Origin of the sequence: Rhizobium sp. BK275 (assembly GCF_014193555.1) — a bacterium.
Taxonomy (GTDB): Bacteria; Pseudomonadota; Alphaproteobacteria; order Rhizobiales; family Rhizobiaceae; genus Rhizobium.
Genome location: NZ_JACHZL010000012.1, coordinates 36,573 through 56,742, shown reverse-complemented (window position 1 = coordinate 56,742; position 20,170 = coordinate 36,573). Strand labels below are relative to the sequence as shown.

Annotated in this window: 19 protein-coding genes; 7 read left to right on the top strand and 12 right to left on the bottom strand. The window is 62.0% G+C overall.

Features of this window, described 5'->3' with window-relative positions; translation table 11 throughout:
- Positions 1-21: 21 nt before the first annotated feature.
- Positions 22-567 (top strand): GNAT family N-acetyltransferase, encoded by a 546-nt coding sequence (locus FHT82_RS29140; RefSeq protein WP_183736191.1) that lies wholly within the window; start codon positions 22-24, stop codon positions 565-567.
- 12 nt (positions 568-579) lie between these two features.
- Here FHT82_RS29140 and FHT82_RS29135 read toward each other — a convergent pair whose 3' ends face one another.
- Entirely contained in the window at positions 580-1,791 is a 1,212-nt protein-coding gene (locus tag FHT82_RS29135) for a TCR/Tet family MFS transporter (RefSeq protein WP_183736190.1), read from the bottom strand.
- 250 nt (positions 1,792-2,041) lie between these two features.
- Between FHT82_RS29135 and FHT82_RS29130 the strand changes: the two genes are divergently transcribed.
- Complete coding sequence (locus FHT82_RS29130; protein ID WP_183736288.1) at positions 2,042-2,692, top strand: TetR/AcrR family transcriptional regulator; 651 nt, start codon at positions 2,042-2,044, stop codon at positions 2,690-2,692.
- 328 nt (positions 2,693-3,020) lie between these two features.
- Positions 3,021-4,568 (top strand): DHA2 family efflux MFS transporter permease subunit, encoded by a 1,548-nt coding sequence (locus FHT82_RS29125; protein WP_183736189.1) that lies wholly within the window; start codon positions 3,021-3,023, stop codon positions 4,566-4,568.
- Positions 4,569-4,592: 24 nt separating this feature from the next.
- On the opposite strand, the gene FHT82_RS29120 is transcribed toward FHT82_RS29125, so the two are convergent.
- Positions 4,593-5,054: a MarR family winged helix-turn-helix transcriptional regulator gene (locus FHT82_RS29120; RefSeq protein ID WP_183736188.1), complete on the bottom strand. Its 462-nt coding sequence runs from the start codon at positions 5,052-5,054 to the stop codon at positions 4,593-4,595.
- 114 nt (positions 5,055-5,168) lie between these two features.
- Between FHT82_RS29120 and FHT82_RS29115 the strand changes: the two genes are divergently transcribed.
- Positions 5,169-5,552: a nuclear transport factor 2 family protein gene (locus FHT82_RS29115; RefSeq protein WP_183736187.1), complete on the top strand. Its 384-nt coding sequence runs from the start codon at positions 5,169-5,171 to the stop codon at positions 5,550-5,552.
- Positions 5,553-5,580: 28 nt separating this feature from the next.
- Here the strand turns inward: FHT82_RS29115 and FHT82_RS29110 are convergent, their stop codons facing one another.
- Positions 5,581-6,255: a TetR/AcrR family transcriptional regulator gene (locus FHT82_RS29110; RefSeq protein ID WP_183736186.1), complete on the bottom strand. Its 675-nt coding sequence runs from the start codon at positions 6,253-6,255 to the stop codon at positions 5,581-5,583.
- A gap of 137 nt (positions 6,256-6,392) precedes the next feature.
- On the opposite strand from FHT82_RS29110, the gene FHT82_RS29105 reads away from it, so the two are divergent.
- Positions 6,393-7,133, top strand: a complete 741-nt coding sequence (locus FHT82_RS29105) for an SDR family oxidoreductase (protein ID WP_183736185.1) — start codon at positions 6,393-6,395, stop codon at positions 7,131-7,133.
- Positions 7,134-7,323: 190 nt separating this feature from the next.
- Here FHT82_RS29105 and FHT82_RS29100 read toward each other — a convergent pair whose 3' ends face one another.
- The 3 genes from FHT82_RS29100 to FHT82_RS29090 form a co-directional block, all read right to left on the bottom strand.
- Positions 7,324-8,094, bottom strand: a complete 771-nt coding sequence (locus tag FHT82_RS29100; protein ID WP_183736287.1) for a glucose 1-dehydrogenase — start codon at positions 8,092-8,094, stop codon at positions 7,324-7,326.
- Between the two features lie 121 nt (positions 8,095-8,215).
- The gene (locus FHT82_RS29095) at positions 8,216-8,992 is read right to left on the bottom strand and encodes a molybdopterin-binding protein (protein WP_183736184.1); all 777 of its coding nucleotides are present in this window, start codon (positions 8,990-8,992) and stop codon (positions 8,216-8,218) included.
- The gene (locus FHT82_RS29090; protein ID WP_183736183.1) at positions 8,989-9,843 is read right to left on the bottom strand and encodes a cytochrome b/b6 domain-containing protein; all 855 of its coding nucleotides are present in this window, start codon (positions 9,841-9,843) and stop codon (positions 8,989-8,991) included. The genes FHT82_RS29095 and FHT82_RS29090 overlap by 4 nt, the downstream gene beginning before the upstream one ends.
- Positions 9,844-10,078: 235 nt before the next feature.
- Between FHT82_RS29090 and FHT82_RS29085 the strand changes: the two genes are divergently transcribed.
- Entirely contained in the window at positions 10,079-10,777 is a 699-nt protein-coding gene (locus FHT82_RS29085; protein ID WP_183736182.1) for a DUF1223 domain-containing protein, read from the top strand.
- 83 nt (positions 10,778-10,860) lie between these two features.
- On the opposite strand, the gene FHT82_RS29080 is transcribed toward FHT82_RS29085, so the two are convergent.
- From FHT82_RS29080 to FHT82_RS29065, 4 genes are all read right to left on the bottom strand, one after another.
- Positions 10,861-11,391, bottom strand: coding sequence for a gamma carbonic anhydrase family protein (locus tag FHT82_RS29080; RefSeq protein ID WP_183736181.1), 531 nt, complete (start codon positions 11,389-11,391; stop codon positions 10,861-10,863).
- A 10-nt stretch (positions 11,392-11,401) separates the two neighbouring features.
- Positions 11,402-12,094, bottom strand: a complete 693-nt coding sequence (locus FHT82_RS29075; protein WP_183736180.1) for a fumarylacetoacetate hydrolase family protein — start codon at positions 12,092-12,094, stop codon at positions 11,402-11,404.
- A gap of 83 nt (positions 12,095-12,177) precedes the next feature.
- Positions 12,178-14,193 (bottom strand): adenylate/guanylate cyclase domain-containing protein, encoded by a 2,016-nt coding sequence (locus tag FHT82_RS29070; RefSeq protein WP_246698259.1) that lies wholly within the window; start codon positions 14,191-14,193, stop codon positions 12,178-12,180.
- Positions 14,193-17,933: a FecR domain-containing protein gene (locus FHT82_RS29065; protein WP_246698264.1), complete on the bottom strand. Its 3,741-nt coding sequence runs from the start codon at positions 17,931-17,933 to the stop codon at positions 14,193-14,195. Before FHT82_RS29065 ends, FHT82_RS29070 begins: the two co-directional genes overlap by 1 nt.
- A 178-nt stretch (positions 17,934-18,111) precedes the next feature.
- Here FHT82_RS29065 and FHT82_RS29060 point away from each other — a divergent pair, with 178 nt between their 5' ends.
- Positions 18,112-18,651 carry a Pycsar system effector family protein gene (locus FHT82_RS29060; protein WP_183736178.1) on the top strand — a complete coding sequence of 180 codons (540 nt, stop codon included), beginning with the start codon at positions 18,112-18,114 and terminating at the stop codon, positions 18,649-18,651.
- 132 nt (positions 18,652-18,783) lie between these two features.
- On the opposite strand, the gene FHT82_RS29055 is transcribed toward FHT82_RS29060, so the two are convergent.
- Both FHT82_RS29055 and FHT82_RS29050 read right to left on the bottom strand, forming a co-directional pair.
- A complete protein-coding gene (locus FHT82_RS29055; protein WP_183736177.1) occupies positions 18,784-19,074 on the bottom strand; it encodes a hypothetical protein in 291 nt (96 codons plus the stop codon).
- Between the two features lie 153 nt (positions 19,075-19,227).
- The gene (locus FHT82_RS29050; RefSeq protein ID WP_183736176.1) at positions 19,228-20,070 is read right to left on the bottom strand and encodes an SDR family NAD(P)-dependent oxidoreductase; all 843 of its coding nucleotides are present in this window, start codon (positions 20,068-20,070) and stop codon (positions 19,228-19,230) included.
- Between the last annotated feature and the right edge of the window lie 100 nt (positions 20,071-20,170).

Genomic DNA, 20,170 nt, shown 5'->3' with positions numbered 1-20,170 from the left:
GTCAGCAAAATCCCGGTTCTGTTGACAGAGCGCATCGGCCGCAGTCTTGTGCGTTGGCGTTACGTCGGCGACATGAGCTTTGCTTTGATGAACCCTATTTCCGTTAAACCCGAACACCCGATGCAGTCAGAGGTTTCATCCCTCCTGCAGCAATCGGATGCTGTCGCCGCTATGCTTTACCCGGGTGAATATCGGCGACCGATAGATGCGGAGTCTTTAGTAAAGACAGATACTTATGTTCTGATTGCCCGTATCGCCGGGAAAGCGGTCGGGATGTGCGTGCTGTTTGACAGAGGTGATTATTCGACTGAACTCAAGCGCATGATTGTTGATGCGCAGTCGCGAGGGGCTGGTATCGGTATGGCGCTCCTCAAAGGGGCGGAAGCGCAGGCCATGAAACTTGGCGCACTCACGATGCTGCTCGAAGTGGGAACGCGCAATACCGAGGCGCAGCAGCTCTATCGGCGCGGGGGATATCAGCCTTGCGACCCTTTCCCGCCCTATGCGGAAACGCCAATAAGCCTCTTCATGACGCGGCGTTTAACGGCAGCGGCTCCACCGCCTTAAGCGGTCATGCCTTTACCAAGCATTTTCGGTCTGTAAGGTGCCGGCCGTTCTCGTGCTGATGAGCACCAGCGGCACCGCAATCGCATAGAGGCCGATCACCGACAGCCAGATGCCGCCCGGCCAATTCTCTCGCGTCACGAAATAGAGGGACGAGAAGCCGAGCGGCGCGATGATGGAGGCGAGGCTGACGGTGGAGGCGAGTAAGCCCTGGAGTTCGCCCTGCCGATCGGGCTCGACCTGCCTTGTGGCGAGCGCCTGGAAGGCGGGGTTGCCGATGCCGACGAGGGTGAAGACCGGCATGATGGCGAAGATCATCCAGCCCTGGTTTGCGAAGGCCATGACGAGGAGGGCGATCGAGGCGCAGGCGATGCCTGTCATGACCGAGCCGCGCTCGCCGAGCAGCCGCGTTGCCGGCCCCGGCAGGAAGGCTTGGCAGACCGTCTGGCAGATGCCGAAGGTGCCGAGCGACAGGCCGATCCAGAAGCCGTTCCAGCCGAATGTGTCGAAGCCCCAGAGCGCCCAGCAGGTGCCGTAGGATTCGCCGGCGGCGCTGAAGACGAAATAGACGGATACGATGGGCAGCAGGCCTTTCATCGAGACGATCCATTTGAGGGGCCGCAGCGGGTTCAATTCGGCAAGATCGATCTGCTGGCGCGATGGTGTCCGCGACTCCGGCAGGACGAAGAGGGCAAGCAGCAGGTTGCAGGCGTTCAGCACTGCGGCGGCGATGAAGGGTAGGCGCAGCCAGTAATCGCCGAGCAACCCACCGAGAACGGGGCCGATGATGAAGCCTGCGCCGAACATGGCATTGAACAGGCCGAAGCGGCGGGCACGCTGATCGGCGGGCGAAATATCGGTGATATAGGCCGAGGCGACCGACATGTTGGCGCTGGTGAGGCCGGCGATGGCGCGGCCGATGAAGAGCAGCAAGAGGGATGGCGCAAAGGCCATGATGACGTAATTGACCGCGGCACCGGCGAGCGAAATCAGGAGCACCGGACGGCGGCCGATCGTATCGCTGAGGCCCCCAAGCACCGGGGCGAAGACGAATTGCATGGCGGCATAGAGCGCGGTCATGATGCCGACATAGACGGCGATGTCCTCAGTCTGCGTCACCTCCTGAAGCAGGTGTGGCAGGATGGGGAAGATCAGCCCGATGCCGATGGCATCGAGGCAGATGGCGGTGAAGATGACGATCAAGGGTTTGTTGACGGCGAGAGCCATGGGCTTCTCCTTTTGGGGGCGAGTGGGATGCGGCGCAAAGCCGTGCCGTTTGCGGCCACGGGCAGGCAGCCCGGTTCCGCGGCGGCATCTGTGAATTTTTTTGTACTTGATATAAATATGTACTGAGTATGGAAATATGCCGATTGATGTTGTCTGTCAACATCGGTGTACTCAGTACATGAATCCTGCTATTCAGAGCGGCATGTCGAAACACAAGGACGAAACACAAGCGGGCGCAACGCCTTCGGAGATGGAAACAGCGGATGCCGCTTCGCTCGACCGGCGTGCCCGAAAGCGCCTCGCCACGCGCCGTGCCATCTCGCTTGCCGCCGACCGGCTGTTTTTCGAGCGGGGCTTCGAGAATGTGACGGTCGACGAGATCGCGGCGGCTGCCGATGTCGGGCGGATGACGGTGTTCAACCATTTCCCGCGCAAGGAGGACATGTTCTTCGATCGCGACGAGGAGGCGCGCGAGACGCTGCGCGAAGCCCTGCGGCACCGCGATGCCGAGGTTTCGCCGATCGAGACGTTGCGGCTGCTGGCGCATCGGCTCGTCCGGCAGCAGACGCCTTACCTCCTGTTTTCCACGGCGAGCCAGAGTTTTATCGAGACGGTGGAGAACAGCGAAACGCTGAAGGCGAGGGCGCGCGCAATCCGGGATGAGATCGCGGGGGAATTGGCGGTGGCACTCGCCGAAAGCGTGGGGCGAGGCGCTGATGATGATCAGGCGAAGCTTGCGGCCGCCATGCTGTTTGCGAGCTGGAGCGTCGCCTTCATCGAGGCGCACCGGACCTTCAGGCAGAGCCGGGATACGGAGAAGGCGAAGGCCGTCTTTCTCGCGCTCGTCGATCAGGGAAGTCTGGGGGTGAAGGCTGCCATGGCGGGCACGGTTTACGCCTGACGCCGCTGGAATCAAAAGGGCGCTCGACCCTTTCGGGGAGCGCCCTTGTCCTGTGGAGCTCGAACGCGGCTCGACCAACGTCGATACCAAGCGCAAGTCCGTTTTCAGGTGAAGCCGGGATATGATGCCTGGCGGGGCGGATTGCAAGAGACAGGATTGAAGAATCTTTACTTGAGATCCCTTACAAATCGCCGCCGGTTATCGACATGCTGACGGCGGACCAGGCGCTCTGGTGATAGAGGCACATCGCGGCTATTGTCCGTGGCCGACGCGTTGATCCCCGGCAATCCGGATCAGGCTGAGAACGAAGCTCTTGCAGGACCATTTCATGCCCGACCGGTCTGAACCCGTTTCGTCCGCAGTTGCGCCACAGCGCAGATGGATCGGCTTTCTGGCCATGTGCCTCGGCATGTTCATGGCGATCCTCGACGTGCAGGTCGTCGCAACCTCGCTTCCGACCATCCAGTCCGCGCTCGATATTCATCCGGACCAGATGAGCTGGGTTCAGACCGCCTATCTCATCGCCGAGGTCGTGGCGATACCGCTGACGGGCTTCCTGACCCGCCTGCTGACGATGCGCTGGCTCTTCGTGACCGCGCTCTCGTTGTTCGTCATCGCCTCGGCAGGCTGTGCTGCGAGCGACAGTTTCGGCGAACTCATTGCCTGGCGGGTCGTCCAGGGCTTTTCCGGCGGCACGCTCATCCCCTCGGTGTTTTCGGCCGTCTTCATCCTGTTTCCCGATAAGCGGCAGGCGCTTGCCACGACGATCGCCGGCGTTCTTGCCGTGCTTGCGCCGACCATCGGGCCGATCGTCGGCGGTTGGCTGACCGAGACCTATTCATGGCACTGGCTGTTTCTGATCAACATCATTCCCGGCATTCTGGCGGCGCTCGTCGCCATGCGCTCGCTTCCCCGAGAGGGCGTCAACCTATCGGAGCTCTGGCATCTGGATATCGTCTCGTTGCTGCTGATGGCAGCGAGCCTGGCAGCGCTGGAAATCGGCCTGAAGGAGGCACCGACGAGCGGCTGGACCTCGCTCACTGTCGCCGGCCTCATCGGTCTGTCCGTGGTCTCAGGATGCGTCTTCGCATGGCGGTCGCTGCGCAGAGCGATACCTGTCGTCGAGCTCAACAATTTCAGCAACAGGAACTTTCTGGTGGGGTCCGCGCTGAGCTTCGTTCTCGGCATCGGGCTTTTCGGTTCCGTCTATCTCATGCCGGTCTTTCTCGCCTTCGTGCGCGGACACAACGCGCTCGAGATCGGCATGACGATGCTGGTGACGGGCATTGCCCAGCTCCTCACCGCGCCGATCGCGGTCGCTCTCGAAAAGCGGACGGATGCGCGGTTGCTGTCTGCCGTCGGCTTCACGCTCTTTGCCATCGGCATCGGCATGAGCGCGTTTCAGGATCCGCAGACCGATTACGACGCGATGTTCTGGCCGCAGATCATCCGCGGCACCGCCATCATGTTCTGCCTGCTGCCGCCGACGCGGCTCGCCCTCGGCACCCTGCCGCCGGAGCGCATTCCTGACGCCAGCGGTCTCTTCAACCTAATGCGCAACCTCGGCGGCGCGATCGGCATCGCGCTGATCGACACTGTTATCTACACCCGCTCGGACCCGCTCGGCCAAGGGCTATGGGACCGGCTGAAGGCGGGGGACGTGGATATAGCCGCTTTCGTCGGCGCGCCGCTGCAGGCAATTGCCGGGCATCAGGGAGAGTTCGATGCCGATACGACAGCGATGCTCGATCCGCTGGTGCAGACGGCGGCAACCGTTCAGGCGATCAACGAGGCGTGGATGGTGGTTGCGGTGCTGACGGGGTGCGCGCTGTTGTGGGTGCCGTTTGCGCGGAAGGTGGCGCGGCCGGCGGGGTGATGGTCGGCGCGACGGGACGAAAAATCAGGGGTCGCGTGATGGCAGATCGGCACTCGCAATTTGATCCAGGTTGGCGATCAGCCGGGCCAGCAGGGCGACGAGCTGTTCCTCTTCCGCATTTGTGAAGCCATTCAGCGCCTCGCGGTTGCCTTGAAACAAGGTCGCTATTGCCTCGGGCATGCGTGCCCGTGCGGCCTCAGTCAACATGATGTGGCTGCTTCGGCCGTCCGCCGGGTCGGGGGTGCGCTCTATAAGGCCATTCCGCTCCATGCGCACGAGCATCTGCGCCATCGGTGGCTGCTCCACCTTGGCGAAGCGGGCGAGGTCGCGTTGCGTGCTTGCTTTGCCGTTTTGCAACGCGACCAGAACCGGCAATTGCCCGACGCCGAAGCCGAGCGGTTTGAGACGTGATTCACTGAGGCGGGCGAAGCCTCGCGCAGCGAGACTGATCAGATGCCCCGGCGTGGAAAGCACGTCTTTACTCATTGCATTTGCTCCTTGCCTGCCGTGGACTACAAACTATATATGCACGTATGTAATTGCGCTGACCATGTTGGTCAATGTCGGTCGAACCCCGCTCACTTATAGAGAGGAAACAGCATGTCGGAAAAACAGACGCAGTTGATCAAGCACATCTATGAGCGTTTCAATGCGCGGGATATCGACGGGGTGCTTGCCGCCTTGGCCGATGATGTCGCCTGGGCGAACGGCATGGAGGGCGGCCATGTTCATGGGCGTGAGGCGGTTCGGGATTATTGGACGCGCCAATGGGCGATCGTCAGCCCGCATGTCGAGCCGGTTGCGTTTCAGCAGACGGAAGATGGTGCGATAGAGGTCGAGGTGATCCAGAGGGTGTTCGATCTGAATGGCCGGCCGCTGGAGGGGCAGGATCATGGCCTGAAGGACAAGACTGTGATGCACATCTTCCGCATGGAAGGCGACAGGATCATCCGCTTCGACATCGGCGAGACGGCCGCCTCATGACCACTTCCGGCTCATGGCGGTCGTCACGCTATGATCGTCCTTGCGTGCGGGCGTCCCATCCGAGCATCGAGACCTCGGCCACGGATTCCAGTTCGCTGCGGCTTGCTCCATCGCGGGCGAGGATCGACATGCCGTTCTGAACAGTCTGCACGAAACGGGCGAGGCCGTGAATGTCGGTCGAGGCTGGAATTTCGCCTGCCGATACCGCCTGGGTCAGGCGCCGTTTCAGAAGGTCGAGCGTGACGGCGCGGGCGGTTCGCACCAGTTCGCCGAGTTCGGCATGGCCCTCGCTGCCGACCGAGGAGAGGGCCACCATGCAGCCGAGCGGAATATCGACGACGGAGCCGGTCAGGACCGCCGCCGAGTCCATGAGAAGCGCCTTGACGGCTTCGCGCGCCGTCGGCGCGGCGCGAAAGCCTGCCCAGACAAGCGCCTCGTTGGTCTCGTGGTAATAGTTCAACGCCTCGGCATAGAGCGCCTCCTTCGAGCCGAAGGCCGCGTAGAGGCTTGGCGATCCGATTCCCATCGCCTCGGTAAGGTCGGTGATCGAGGTCGCCTCGAAACCCTTTTCCCAGAACAGGCGGGTCGCCTTCGCGAGCGCAGCTTCCCGGTCGAAGGCGCGCGGTCGCCCGCGGGTGCGGGTGACTGTCGTCTCGTTGGCCGTCGTATCCTGGGCTTGCGGCGTCTGGTCGGAATTCTGCATCGTTCATTATTTAAACCCGCCGGCGCGCTTCGGCAACGGCTCGAGATATTTTTGTGTCGATCGATATAATATTCTTGACGGGCGCGTTCGGAATTCCCAACTAATTCTGTGTCGATCAATACAGAAAGGGACGATTGATGACTGAACTCGCTGGAAAACGTGCTCTCGTGACGGGCGCATCACGTGGGATCGGTGCCGCCATTGCGGTGGCGCTGGCCGAAAAGGGCGCCGATGTCGCCATCACCTATGAGCGCTCGGCCGAACGCGCCGCCGAGGTCGTTCGCGCTATCGAGGGCAAGGGCAGGCGGGGATTTGCAATCCAGGCCGACAGTGCCGATCCGGCGGCCGTGAAGCGCTCGGTGGAGGCGGCGGCTCGCGCGCTTGGTGGCCTCGACATTCTCGTCAACAATGCCGCCATCGCGCTTTACGATACGATTGCCGGCTTCAGCGTCGCGCAGATCGATGCGCTGCTTGATGTCAACGTGCGCTCGCCGGTGCTCGCCGCGCAGGCCGCCATTCCCCATCTGCAAGCGGGAGGCCGCGTCATCAATATCGGCTCGGCCGGCGCCGAACGCATCGTCGGCGATACCGGCACGGTGTATTACATGACGAAATCCGCGCTGCAGTCCTTCACGCGTGGTCTCGCCCGCGAACTCGGACCTCGGGATGTCACCGTCAACCTGATCCAGCCGGGATCAACCAATACGGACATGAACCCGGCCGACGGGGAATTTGCCGATTTCCAGCGCGCCCTGATACCGCTCGGCCGCTATGGCGAGCCGCAGGATGTGGCGGCTGCCGTCGCCTTCCTCGCAAGCCCGGCTGCAAGGAACATCACAGGCGCCATCCTCAATGTGGATGGCGGCTTGAACACCTGAGGACCTCTGGGCTTCGGGAAGATCAGCACAAGGAAAAGGCTGGCCGGTATCGGCCTTTTTCGCATCCTTCGAAAGCGCTGGCAGAGGAGATGCATGCCAGAGTTCGCCGCTCGCTCTCGGCAATGGTCGTGGCCGTGAATCGTGGGAGCCGCGTCAAGTTGCGGAGGAAAGTGCCGCTGGCGTCTCGGCCTCAGGCGACGGACCATCCACCGTCCACCAGCAGGTTCGCGCCGGTGATCAGACTCGCAGCCGGCGATGCAAGGAAGACTACGGCACCCACCACATCATCGGTTTCACCGATTCGACCGAGTGGAATGTGATCGAGCGTCGCTTTGCGATTGTCGGCATCGGATAGAAAAGGTGCTGTACCGTCGGTGTGAATGAACGTCGGCGATACGGTATTTACGGTGATATCGTAACGTGCCCATTCGGCTGCAAGGCAGCGCGTGAGGTGATTGATTGCCGCCTTGCTCATGCAATAGATTGCCTCGCCACGTAGTGCCACAGTACCGGCCTGTGAGCTGATGTTGATGATGCGGCCCCCATTGCGCTTGATCATGTGCCGGCCAACTGCCTGCGTCATCAGAAAGGTGCCCTTGATGTTGACATCGAGTATCTCATCAAGATCCTTCTCCTCAACGAGTTCCGCGAGATTGCCCGGAGCCACGCCGACATTGTTGACGAGGATGTCGATCCGACCGAACGTGGCAAGCGCCGCGTCGACGGCTTGTGCGATATGGGCCTTGTTGGGAATGTCCAGTTCGACAGGGAGAACTTTTCGTCCCGCGCCCTCGAGTTCGGCAACGAGGCCCGCCGAGGCTGCGACATCACGGACCCCCAAAACAATATCGGAGCCTGCTGCGGCACAGGCAAGTGCGCAAGCTCGACCGATGCCACGGCTCGCTCCCGTCACCAAAGTCACCTTGCCCGCAAGGCTGAAGTCCGGCGCGTTCTTCTGCATCATGATGCCTCCCTCGATGAAGCTCATTTATGCCAGCGTCGGCTTGCGGATGCCAGATGTTCTGCGCATACCAATGAGCTTCCCCGGCGTCTCGGGCGGCACTGTCCGAAGGCGCGAGTGCCTAGATTCCGGCGTACCACTCGTAGCCACGGTCTTCCCAGAAGCCACCCTTACCGCCCCACAGGCCGGCGAAGCTGTCCTTGATCTCGATCCGCATCAGGTATTTGGCATGCTTGTAGCCGAGCTGGCGCTCGACGCGCAGACGAAGCGGGGCGCCGTGGGCGACCTCCAGATCCTTGCCGTTCATCTGATAGGCGAGGATGGTCTGCGGGTGAAAGGCGTCGATGAGATCGATGCTTTCATAGTAGGTTCCGCTGCCGTCCAGCGTTAGTTCGAGCTGGTCTGCGCAATAGAAGACGGCATAGCGGGCCTGAGGCTTCAGCCCCACGCTCTGCAGGAGTGGTCCGAGCGGCGCGCCCGTCCACTTGCCGATGGCACTCCAGCCCTCGACGCAGTCGTGACGGGTGATCTGGGTGCGTGAGGGCAGCTTCTTCAGATCTGCGAGCGAAAGCTCGACGGGACGCTCTACCAGCCCGTCAATCTTCAGTCGCCAGTCGGCGAAGCCGGTTGCCATCATCTGCGCATAGGCTTCGCTGTCGGGCTGGCTCGTGCCGTTCGGCCGAAATGTCGGCGAGATATCGGCTTCGGAATATTCGCGCGCCAGCTTGTCCTTGGGAACGAGCAGCCGCTGGCTTTTCATCGTCAGCGTCTCGGCCATGTCGAGAACGGACTGGACATTGGAGTTCTGGACGACATCGTCGCAGCCGGTGAGGCCGAAAGCACCGAGGCCGGCAGCCGAGCCGATCAGCAGGCCGCGGCGTGTGATGGAAAAGGTCATCGATCGTCCCTTTCGGTTTCGATCACGTAGCGGCCCGTTATCATAGAGCGCATGTTGTTCCAGAGGCCGGACAGGATCACCATGGCGATATGCACGAAAACGAAGAGGACGATCGACCAGGCGCAGATGAAGTGGATCGACCGGGCCGTTTGCCTGCCGCCGAAGAGGTCGAGCAGGAAAGGATAGCCGGCATCCATGGCGGGTGACATGGTCAAGCCCGTTGCAAACATCAGCGGCAGCAGGATGAAGATGACGATCAGGTAGGCGAGCTTCTGCAGCACATTGTAACGCCTTGCCTTTTCACCCTTGGGGAAGCGCAGGCGCGCGTGGTCGGCGATTTCCTGCCCCAGATGGCGCGGCGAGATCTCTTCGCCGCTCGGCGCCAGATCGCGGCGGAAATGGCCTGACAGGAAGCCGATGAGCGCATAGATCGATCCGTTGATGACGAAGAGCCAGGCAAAGAACAGATGCCAGCGGCGGCCGGTTGCGAGATCCTGGTAGCTCGGAATAGTGATCCAGGAAGGGAAGCCACGCTCGGTCGCGTCATCGCCCGTTCCCGAAACGCCGAGAACGCCTGTTGTCGTGATCTGCAGATTGCCGATGCGAAGCACGCCGCGCGTGCCGCCATCGACGGCGCCGATCGACAGCCATGACGGGTCTGCATCCGCGCCGTACTGGCCCCAATAGAGCGCCGGGTGGGCATTGAAAATCTGCAGCCCGCTCATGAGAAGCAGGCTGAGACAGAGAACGTTGATCCAGTGTGTAATGCGGGTCGCCAGCGAGTGCCGGCGGATGACTGTTGTCATCGGGCCTGTTGGAGTGGCCTGGCTGTGATCGTCGAGTGTTGCCATGATCGTTTTCGATGTCCGGTACCGTCACGCCCCTACTGCATGTACGTAGGCGAAGCGGGATTTGTTACTGGCCTCCCGAAGTTTCTTCTTCGCAGCCGCGAACCTTTCGCCGGGAAAGGCTGGCGGCGCGGCTTTCCGGACATCCGGGCGACGCCGTCACAAGTGCGTGAAGCTGTAACGAATGGCGTTCCACCTGCGAAGGAGAACGAGATGCAGATCATCAGGGAGCACCGCCATGAAACAATCCGCCGCGTTCAATCTCGCGATCATCGCAGCAGTCTTCGGCCTTGGTTCCACCGCTCAGGCCTCAGCCGGGCAATCGCCTGCGGTCGTCGAACTGTTCACCAGCCAGGGCTGTTCCTCATGTCCTCCGGCCAATGCCAATCTCGTCAAGCTCAGCAACGATCCTGATGTGCTCGCCTTGAGCTTCTCGGTGACTTATTGGGACTATCTTGGATGGAAGGACATTTTCGGGAAGAGGGAGTTCACCGACCGGCAGGTGACCTATGAGCCTGCACTTGGCCAATCCGGCCCTTTCACGCCGCAGATGGTGATCAATGGCCATCAGTCGACCGTCGGCTATGATCTCAACGAGATCCGGCGCGTAATCGCGTCCGAGCCCGCACTGTCCGGCCCTGGGATCGCGCTCGTCCGGGATGCGGCTGTCATCGACGCTGCGAAGGACCGGACCGACGCCGTCGACGTGTGGCTCGTCCGCTATGCTCCGGGCACCGTGCAGGTTCCGGTCGCCAGAGGCGAGAATGCCGGCGAGACATTGCCGCACGCCCATGTCGTGCACGAACTGAAGCGTCTCGGGACCTGGGACGGCAAGATGTTGAGGTTGCCGATCCCGGTTGCAACCGGCGACCTCAAGAGCGCCATCATCGTCCAGGAGCAGAAAGGCGGCAGGATTCTCGCTGCAGCGACCGACTGAAAACCGGCTCGCTGCCTCATTTTTCCCGCGGTCGCCTGCGATCCGCCCAGCGTCGATTTTGGTCGATCCGCCACACTCGATTTTCAATCGATCCGCACGAGATCCCGCGCAAAGCGCTGCCAGTTGCCGACATATTTCTTTGCGGATTGGGTGATCCTGGCGACCGTCTCGTCATCCAGCGTGCGGATCGCCTTGGCGGGTGAGCCGACGATCAGGGAGTTGTCGGGGAATTCCTTGCCTTCGGTGATGAGCGCATTGGCGCCGACGAGGCAGTTGTTGCCGATTTTTGCGCCGTTCAGGATGGTGGCGCCCATGCCGATGAGCGCGTTGTTGCCGATCGTGCAGCCGTGGATGATGGCGTGGTGGCCGATGGTGCAGTGATCGCCGATCGTGGTCGGGAAGCCGGGGTCGGTGTGGACCATGACGCCTTCCTGCAGGTTGGTGGCCTTGCCGATGACGATGGGTTCGTTATCGCCGCGCAGCACCGCGCCGAACCAGATGCCGACCTCTTCGGCAAGTTCCACATCGCCGATCACATGCGCGTCGGGAGCGATCCAGAAGGTGCCTGGTGGAGGCAGTTTCGGCCTGATACCTTCGAGCGCGTAGATCGCCATCGCTTCCTCCTCAGACCACTTTCAGCGACAGGGTCGCGACGCCGTCGACGCCGCAGGAGATGCTGTCGCCCTTGTTGATGGCGGCGACGCCGGCGGGCGTGCCGGTCATGATGACATCGCCCGGGGCGAGCACGAAGAGTTTCGAGAGTTCGGCGATGATTTCCGGCACTTTCCAGATCATCTGGTTGAGGTCGCCATCCTGTTTCCTGACGCCATTCACCTCCAGCCAGACGCGGCCGGCGGTGGGATGGCCGATGCGGCTGGCCGGGACGATGGGAGAGACCGGGGCGGAATGTTCGAAAGCCTTGGCGAGTTCCCACGGGCGGCCGAGCTTCTTGGCTTCGGCCTGCAGGTCGCGGCGGGTGAAATCGATGCCGACGCCATAGCCATAGATGCAGTCGAGGGCCTTTTCGGCGGAAATGTCGGCGCCGCCGGCCTTCAGCGCCAGGACGCATTCGACCTCGAAATGCACATCGTTCGACAGCGGCGGATAGGGGAAGTCCTTGCCGGAAAACAGGTTGTCGGCATTCTTCTGGAAGAAGAAGGGCGGCTCGCGGTTCGGGTCATGGCCCATTTCGATGGCGTGGTCGGCATAGTTGCGGCCGACGCAATAGACGCGGCGCACCGGAAAGCTTTCTGCGCTGCCTTCGACGGGCAGGAGAACGGGCTGCGGCAAGGGAATGACGGTGGCGGGAAGGGACATGATGAGACTTCTTGGCTGATTGACGAGTCTGGCGACATCCTAGACGCAAAAAGCCGTCGGGGGAAAGTGCGGTGTGGGCCGGGTCAGTCCTGTGCGAGGGCGCCGCGCATCAGCGCGTAATAGGCTGAAAGCTCCGGTATGGCTTTCGGCAGGGTTTCGAAGGCGGGATCTGCCATCGTGAGCGTGCCTGCATATTTCGCCTCCAGGAAGGCGTTATGCTCCGGCAGGGCATCACGATGCGAGCCGTAGAGAACGGTGAAGACGGGCGAGGGGACGGTGCGGCCCTTGACGATGATGCGGTCGAGCTCGACCACGGCGTAGCGGTCGGCGACGAGACGGGCGGTTTCCTCGCCGAGCAGCAGGGCCACGCCATAGTTTTTCGAGGCGCCTTCGAGGCGCGAGGCGAGGTTGACGCTGTCGCCGAGGCAGGAATAGTCGAAGCGGCGGGTGGAGCCCATATTGCCGACGATGCATTCGCCGGTGTTGATGCCGACGCCCATTTTCAGGATATGCAGCGTCCGGCCTGACGCGGTGGCTTCGCGCTCCAGCTCGCGGTTCAGCGTGCCGATCGCATCCTGCATGGCGATCGAGGCTTTGACCGCGTGGATGGCATGGTCGGGGTCGTCGAGCGGCGCATTCCAGAAGGCCATGATGCAATCGCCCATATATTTGTCGATCGTGCCGCCGTGATCCATGACGACATCCGACAGCGGTGTGAGCAGCCGGTTGATCAGCGCCGTCAGCTGCTCGGGATCGTCCTTCATGGTCTCGGCGATGGTGGTGAAGCCGCGCACATCGGAAAACAGGATCGTCAGCGTGCGCCGCTCGCCGCCGAGCTTCAGCTGCGAGGGATCGTTGGAGAGGCGCTTGACGAGATCGGGCGAGATATATTGGGCGAAGGCCAGCGTGATCTGGCGCTTCTGGCGGCGCTCCTCGGTATAATCGAACGCCGCCTGGCCGAAGGCGACCGCCACGAAGGCGACGGTCGGCCCAAGCGGCGAGACGAAGACATGACTGATGCGGATGCCGGCATAGCTGACTGCCGCAAAGGCGAGGATTGCGGCGGCGGTGGCGACCAGCGTGCGCCAGCTCGTGGCCTTCCAGACGGTGGCGGCAGCGAGAGCGACTGATATGAGGATGCAAATCGCGACGACAGGCAGGCCGGCTTCCGTGATCGCCAGGCCATGGACGATATTGTCATAGATGGTGGCCTGCACCTCGACGCCCGAGATCAGCTTGCCGGTGTGGACGGTATAGGGCGTGGCATAGGCATCGGCGCCGCCCTGGTCGATCTCGGGCGCGTTCTGCAGGCTGAGGCCGACCAGCACGACGCGATCCTTGAAGATGTCGGGCGGCAGGAAATTCTTCGGGTCGAGTGCCTGATAGTAGGAGACGGTGGGGTAGCTGCGGGCCGGGCCGAAGGACTGGATGAGAGAGCCTGCCGGCAGATGCGGCGCCTTGATGCCCGCAGCCTTTGCAAGCTCCATGGCAAAGCCATCCTCATAGGACGGAATATTGCGGAAGATGCCGTCGCCATTCAGGGTGATGGAAGCGATGCCGGTGCGCGCGCCGGCATCCGTCATTTGCGGCAGCGGCGTGGTGCGCAGCAGCTGGTCGGCCTGCGGCGTCTTGATCAGCGTTTCATCGCCGGCGAGAACGACATCAGGGCCTACGGCAGCGGTGATGGCCTGATCGTTTTCCGCCGTCGACGGCTCGGCCATGATGATATCGAGGGCGATCGCCTTTGCGCCGGCGGCGCGCAGCTGTTTGACGAGTTCGGCATGCAGGCTGCGTGGCCAGGGCCATTGAGCATTGATATCGGCAAGCGCCGGCTCGTCGATCGCCACGATGATCGGGCCGCCGTCGGGCGGGGTCGGATCGTCGATGGTGGAGAGATAGTCGAAGGTGCGCAGCTCCGTCAGCGTCCAGGCAGGCAGGCGGGAGATCAGGGAAATGGTGATCAGCGTGACCAGCGCCAGCACAAGCAGGCGGATGCCGCGGTTGGAGAAGGGCCAGCCGGGTGGGCGCCCGGTCTCGCCGCGCGGCTGATCCGGGCGCTCTGCCTTGGGGCGGTGCAGGGCGGCCGGGCGCGCCATCATCAGAAGCGGATCTTCAGCGTGCCCTTGAAAGCGCGGCCCCAGCCGGGCACGCCGGGCGTTATTTCGAAATCCTCGTCGAGCAGGTTATAGGCGGCGGCTTCCAGCGCGATGCGCTTGTCGAAGGGCTCCCAGATCAGGTGTGCGTCGAGGCTCCAGTAGTCGTCGAGCTTGGTGCCGAGATCGTCGCCATCGCGCTCGCCGATATAGTTGGCGGCGACGGTGGCTTTGACCTTGGCTTCGTTGACCCAGGTGAGTGCGATCTGGCCGGAGTTTGTGGGGATATAGGGCAGGTTGCCGCCGAAGTTCGGCTCCAGCGGATCCTTGTTCTCGGAATCCATATAGGCGTAGGTGGCGGAAAGGCCGAAACCTGCGCCGAGCGCGACGTTGGCGGTGACACCCGCGCGGTCGATTGTGCCGCGCGACAACGGCAGGCTCTCGATGGCGGGAAGGGCGATCAGCGGCAGATCGATCGAGAAATCATGCAGTTCCTGATGCTGGTATTCGACCGACGTGAAAAAGCGGTCGGTCCATTCGGCGTCCCATTGCAGCGCGACAGTATCAGCATAACCCTCTGCGCCGACGGTGAACTGGTTGGACTGCAGGCCGAGAATGCCGATCGGAGCCAGCGTCGGCACGCCGGTATCGAGGCTCTGGCGCATGAAGGCGGCGCGCAGCCAATGGTTCTGAGCCGGCGCCCAGGCAAGGCCGAAGCGCGGTTCAAGCCGGCTGACATCGATGCCGTCGCCCTCCAGGCGCGTGGCGAATAGGGCGTATTCACCCTTGAGATCGGGCGTGATCTCGTGCAGCACATCGACATAGGCGCGACCGATATTGGTGCGGGTGTCTGCTTCATCGGGGCCAGCCGTTACACCGTCAATAACGGTGGGAATGACATCTTCAAGATGGAAATATGTCTTGAGAGACGTATCGATCCACCCGCCTTCGACGCCGTAGCGCCAGGTAATCGATCCGTTGCCGATACTGTGGCTCAGCGCCGCGATATAGGTCTGCGATTCCGTTTCTCTGCTCGTCTGGCCGAAGGGTCTGATATCGCCTGAGCCAGGAACGCTGAAGAAAGGCACGTCCGACCAGTCGTATGACAGGTCGAAGGAGGTTTTCGATTTTGTCTCCTGATAGAGCAATGCGCCGTTCAGGATATTTTCATAGGCAAAGGTATGACTCCAGCCAACGCCAGCGTTGGTCACCTCCGAGCTATTGACCTGCGTCCGGTACAGCGGCAGTTCGTCGGGTGCGGGGGGGAAGCCGAAAATGGGTGTAAGGATGGGGTCGAATACGCCTAGATTCAGGATGGTCGAGAGCGTGGGGTCCGTCGACAGTGCATTCAGCGTTCCGTCATTCTTGGCGTGATTGACATAGGCCACCACGCGATCATCCGGCGTCACCGTTGCCGTCAGATAGCCGTTGCCGCCGAGCAGTTTGTTCTCCGTCGCATATCCGCCGAAGTCGCGGTAGTCGCCATCGAGCGCCAGTTCTTCCCAGGTCAGGTTGCCGTAGAAGCTGATCGGGATCGTCGCGTTCGAATAGCCCTGGATTTCCGCCTCGCCGATGCCGCGCGTATGGCCGTCGACGCTGTTGATGCCGCCGCCAAGCGAGCCTTCGATGAAGGGTACGTCGAACAGCGTTGCCGCGCGCGAACGGCCGGAGAGCATGTGCGGAGAGAGCAGTAGGCCCTGGATGAAGGACGAGTAGCTCGATGCGTTGTTCCGGTACTGGATGACATTGTCATCGCTGAAGCTCGTCGCGTTGACGAAGGGAAAGATGCTGCCCTTGATCGACTGGTCGATATAGCCGCTGCCTTTGAAAGGATCGAACACGGCATCGCCATAATAGCGGCCCCAGGCATCCAGGCCCTGCAGGCGGAAGGCGTTGTTCAGCGTCGAGCCGGCGCTGGCATTGGCACCGAGCCCACTGAAATCGCCGCCGCGGGCGCGCGAGCGGCGCAGGAATTCCTGCGCGTTGCTAATGGCACCATCGGCATTGTAATCGTCGATATCGACAGCCGTGCGGAAGGCGGAGATGGCCGGATCGTCATCATCGATGCGGTTGGCGTTGTCGAGCGCCTGCTCGGACGGAAGCCGGTCGCCCTTTTCATAGTGTGCAGCGGCGAGCATCAGCTGCGATTGCGAATGGGCCGGATTGGCGGTGCTGGCCGCCAGTAGATCTTCCAACGCCTTGTCCCTCTCGCCGATTTGCAGGTAGTACCGGCCGCGGGCGAGCAAGGCGAGATCGAAGGACGGGTCAAGCGCGATTGCGGTATCGATCTCGCGCTTGGCTTCCTTCATGCGCGCCTGATCGAGATAGAAGATCGCGAGGTTTGCGTGCAGCAGCGGGTCCTGCGGATCGAGCTCGATCGCCTTCTTGAAGGCTTTTTCCGCTTCGCCATTCGCATCGCGCGAACTCTGCAGCAGGCCGAGCGAATTCAGCGTGCTCGACCCGCCGGGCGCGAGTTCGATCGCACGATTGAGATCGGCAAGCGCGCCGTTGATATCGCTCTCATAGTTTGCCTTGTAGCCTGCGCGGGCGGCGAGCGCCATCGGATGATCAGGGTCGAGCGCCAGCGAGCGTTCGATTGCTTCCTTCATCTGCTCACGGTCATCGGTGAGCTCCGCCAGCTCGGCACGGACCGCCGGCAGGGTCGGATCATCGGGATAGCGCTTTTCCGCTTTCCTGATGATCTCGATCGCCGCGCGTGGGTTTTCCAGGAAGCCTGCCGTGTAAGCCTCCATGATCGCGCCATAGGGGCCGGTGGCGTTGGCCGGCGGCGGTTCGGCATGGGCGGGATCGGCGAGCGAGCGGGCGAAATAGCCGCCATATTGGGCCATGTTGCGGCGTGTCGGGTCGAGGTGCGGCAGGGCCTTCTGGAAGAGCTTTGCGGCATCGCCATAGCGCTTTTCCGAGCCGGCAATCGTGGCGTCGATCAGGTCGACGCGCGCCTGCTGGGCGACCGTCAGCGTGCGGCCGCGGATATTCTTCAATGTTGCGGCCGCAGCCTGGCGGCCGTCGAAGGCGCTCTGCACTTCGGCCAGCTCCAGCCAGTCTTCGGTCGTGCGACGCTCCGCTGGCAGCGCCAGCAGGCGGCGGCGCTCGGTTGCCATGCGGTCGGCCCGCAGCGGCGAGGTCGGCATCAGATCGAAGCCGTCGCGCAGGTCCAGATAGAAGAGCATCTGCTCGCGGTCGTCGGGGTTGACGCTGATGATCTTGTGCGGCGCCTGGCCGATGGTGGCGACGGCCCCTTCGCCCTCGTTCACCTCGACGCTGCCCTGCGGGTTGCTGAGCGCCACGCGGCCTTCGAGCACGATCATCGAGGTCTTGGCGCCCTCGACGGTCATCGTCCAGTCGGTGCCGCGGATGGCGGCGGCGGCGGCAGGGGTTTCGACCGTCAGGCCCTGGCCGCCGCGCTGGGCGCGCGCCCAGATGGTGCCGGACTGCAGGTTGAGGATCGTGTCTCCGGTTTGAGACATCTTCTTGACCTGCAGCGCCGAATTGCGGCCGAGGCGGATCTGCGTGTGATCGGAAAAGAGGATGGCGAGCTGACCGGTGGCATTGGTGCGCAGCACGTCTCCATCCAGGAGGTCCTGATTGAGATCGACGACGCGCCAGTTGGTGACATCGACGAAGCGCACTTCCTCGCCCGCCTTGCGGGCAATGACGGAGCCTGCAACCGGCGTCGGGCGCTGCAGCGGCTCGGCCGCAACCGGAAATGCAAGTAACGCTGACATGAGCGCAAGAGATGTACTTGCGCGCAGAATAGACTTCGGCCCCGACATTGACAGATACCCCCGCACCTTTTCCCGTTTGGCCAAGCGGGGTGTAAAAGTCAAGCTGGATGCACACGTGTTCTTGCTTTAAAGGCCATGTGTAATATTAGGGAAACACTATTGCGGGTGAGGACTTCCTTTGAGCGAATTTGAAAATTTTGCGGAACTGCCCTCCAGTTCTCCGTCGACCGAGGATGTCAGCTCGGAGTATTTCGACCACGTCAAGAAAATCAACGACATATTCTATGATCAGATCAAGATATCGGATCAGAAGGCCGCTTATATCTTTACTTTTATGCTCGCCTTTCTTGTGAGCTCAGCCGAGGTGAGGGCGGTCTTCACCTTTGCGCGCTATGCTCAGGGCACGCCGCAGGCCATCCTCTTTTCCGGGCTCCTGGCCGCAGCCTCGGTCTTTTCGATTCTCTCGGCCATCCTCGTGGTGCTGCCGCGGCGGCTCGACAAATCAACATCGATGTTCTGGGGCGCATGGCCTGTTCATCGTGACGCCTTCTTCGATGCGGCGATACGGCGCGACGAGCGCTATCTCTTCGACCAATATGTGGAGAATGCCGACATTCTCTCGCATATCGCCCGCAGCAAATACCGCTTCGTGACGATTGCGTTTCGGGGGCTGATGGTGACGGTCGTGGCTTATGTGCTGCTTTTGGTGGCGGCCTGATGGGGCGCTGCCGGTTTGCGGCAAATGTCTGAGAATGCGGGATGAGGAAGGAGTTGAGGCGGCGGGCTTCTTGCGGGTAGCAAATTGCACGACAAAGGAAGGCTCAGATTGGTTGGCGCTATCCAGCCCCTTCTAGACGCCGCCAAATCTCAAAAGGGCCAAAACATGGAGATCGGTCTTGCACGCTTCGGCCTCGTCATCAGTCATGTGCCGGTAGAGGATTGAGCGACCTTCTCGCCGGCGCATGACGTAGCCTTCAAGTATCTCGCCGTCGGTGCCCGTTACCGGCTCACATGCGTAGTACCAGTGCCAAGTTGTCAGCACCGTGTGGAGTCTGAAAAATCTGATTGGTCGCAATAGGACCTGGACGAAGGACGCCTTGTCGGCATCCCCGGCGATCCCCGCGACGTTGCGCGTCGTCATGTGATATCCCTTAACCCGCGGGCAGCGATATCAGGTTGCAAGTTACGCGTAAATCGTGCGGGCCGCGTTGCTGAAAATAATCCGGAAGGGTGAGTGGCTGGCTAAATGTCACCTTCGCTGTCGCCGGCTGTCTGGACGGCTCGGCATTTGAACTCAGCTCTTCGCAAAGTCCGCCGCAGTGAGGGGAACAGGCCTGTAGCCGTTGATGTCGGCAATGTCATATTCCTGACCCAGCTCTGCCGCGACCAGGACCTTGCCGGATTTCGACATCAGCGCCGCGTCTCGCCAAAGCCCTGATATGACGCGGCCGATGAACTGCGGTGACTCGGAGTTGGACAGGTCGAAATATTCGGCATTCTGCATGACGGCTTCGGTGCGCACGAGGCCGGGATAGAGTGCGACGGCGGCGACACGGTGCGGACGCAGATCATGCGCGAAGTCTGCGGCCATCTTGTCCGCAGCAGCCTTGGCCATGCCATAGATCGCGTTCCCGTCGTAGAATTGCGCTGCCCAGAATGAAATATTGACGATGAGACCGCGCTGCGCCGAGATCATGACAGGCGCCACTGCACGCGACATGATGAAAGCCGCCCTCAGTGCCGTGCCCATCATCGCGTCCCACCGCCAGAGGGGCTGCTCCCAGAAGGCGCGAGGCCAGGTGAAATCATCATTCTCGACCATGTTTTCATAGCCGGGCCATGCATTGTTCACCAGAATGTCCAGCCTGTTGCCGGCTCTGATCTCTTCCGCCACACGCTCGGTCTCAGCGTCGTTGGCATGGTCGCACTGATGGATGACGAGGCGTCCGGGCAGGGGCGCAGCCTCGAGCGCTAGTCCTTCCAGCGAGCCCGCGCTGTTGCCTCCCGAGCTTGCTTCAGCTTCGGAACGCGTCCTGCCGGTCACGTGTACCGTGGCGCCCTCTGCGAGCAGGGCGAGTGCGATCCCGCGGCCGACACCGCGGCTTGCGCCCGTTACCAATGCGACGACATCTTTCATGCTGGCTGTCCCCCCTTGCAATGGCGATTTACCGGCGCGGCTGAGCGCGCATCCAGGCTGCGGCATGTCTTGCCGGCAACGTAAAATACGGTGCCGCCGT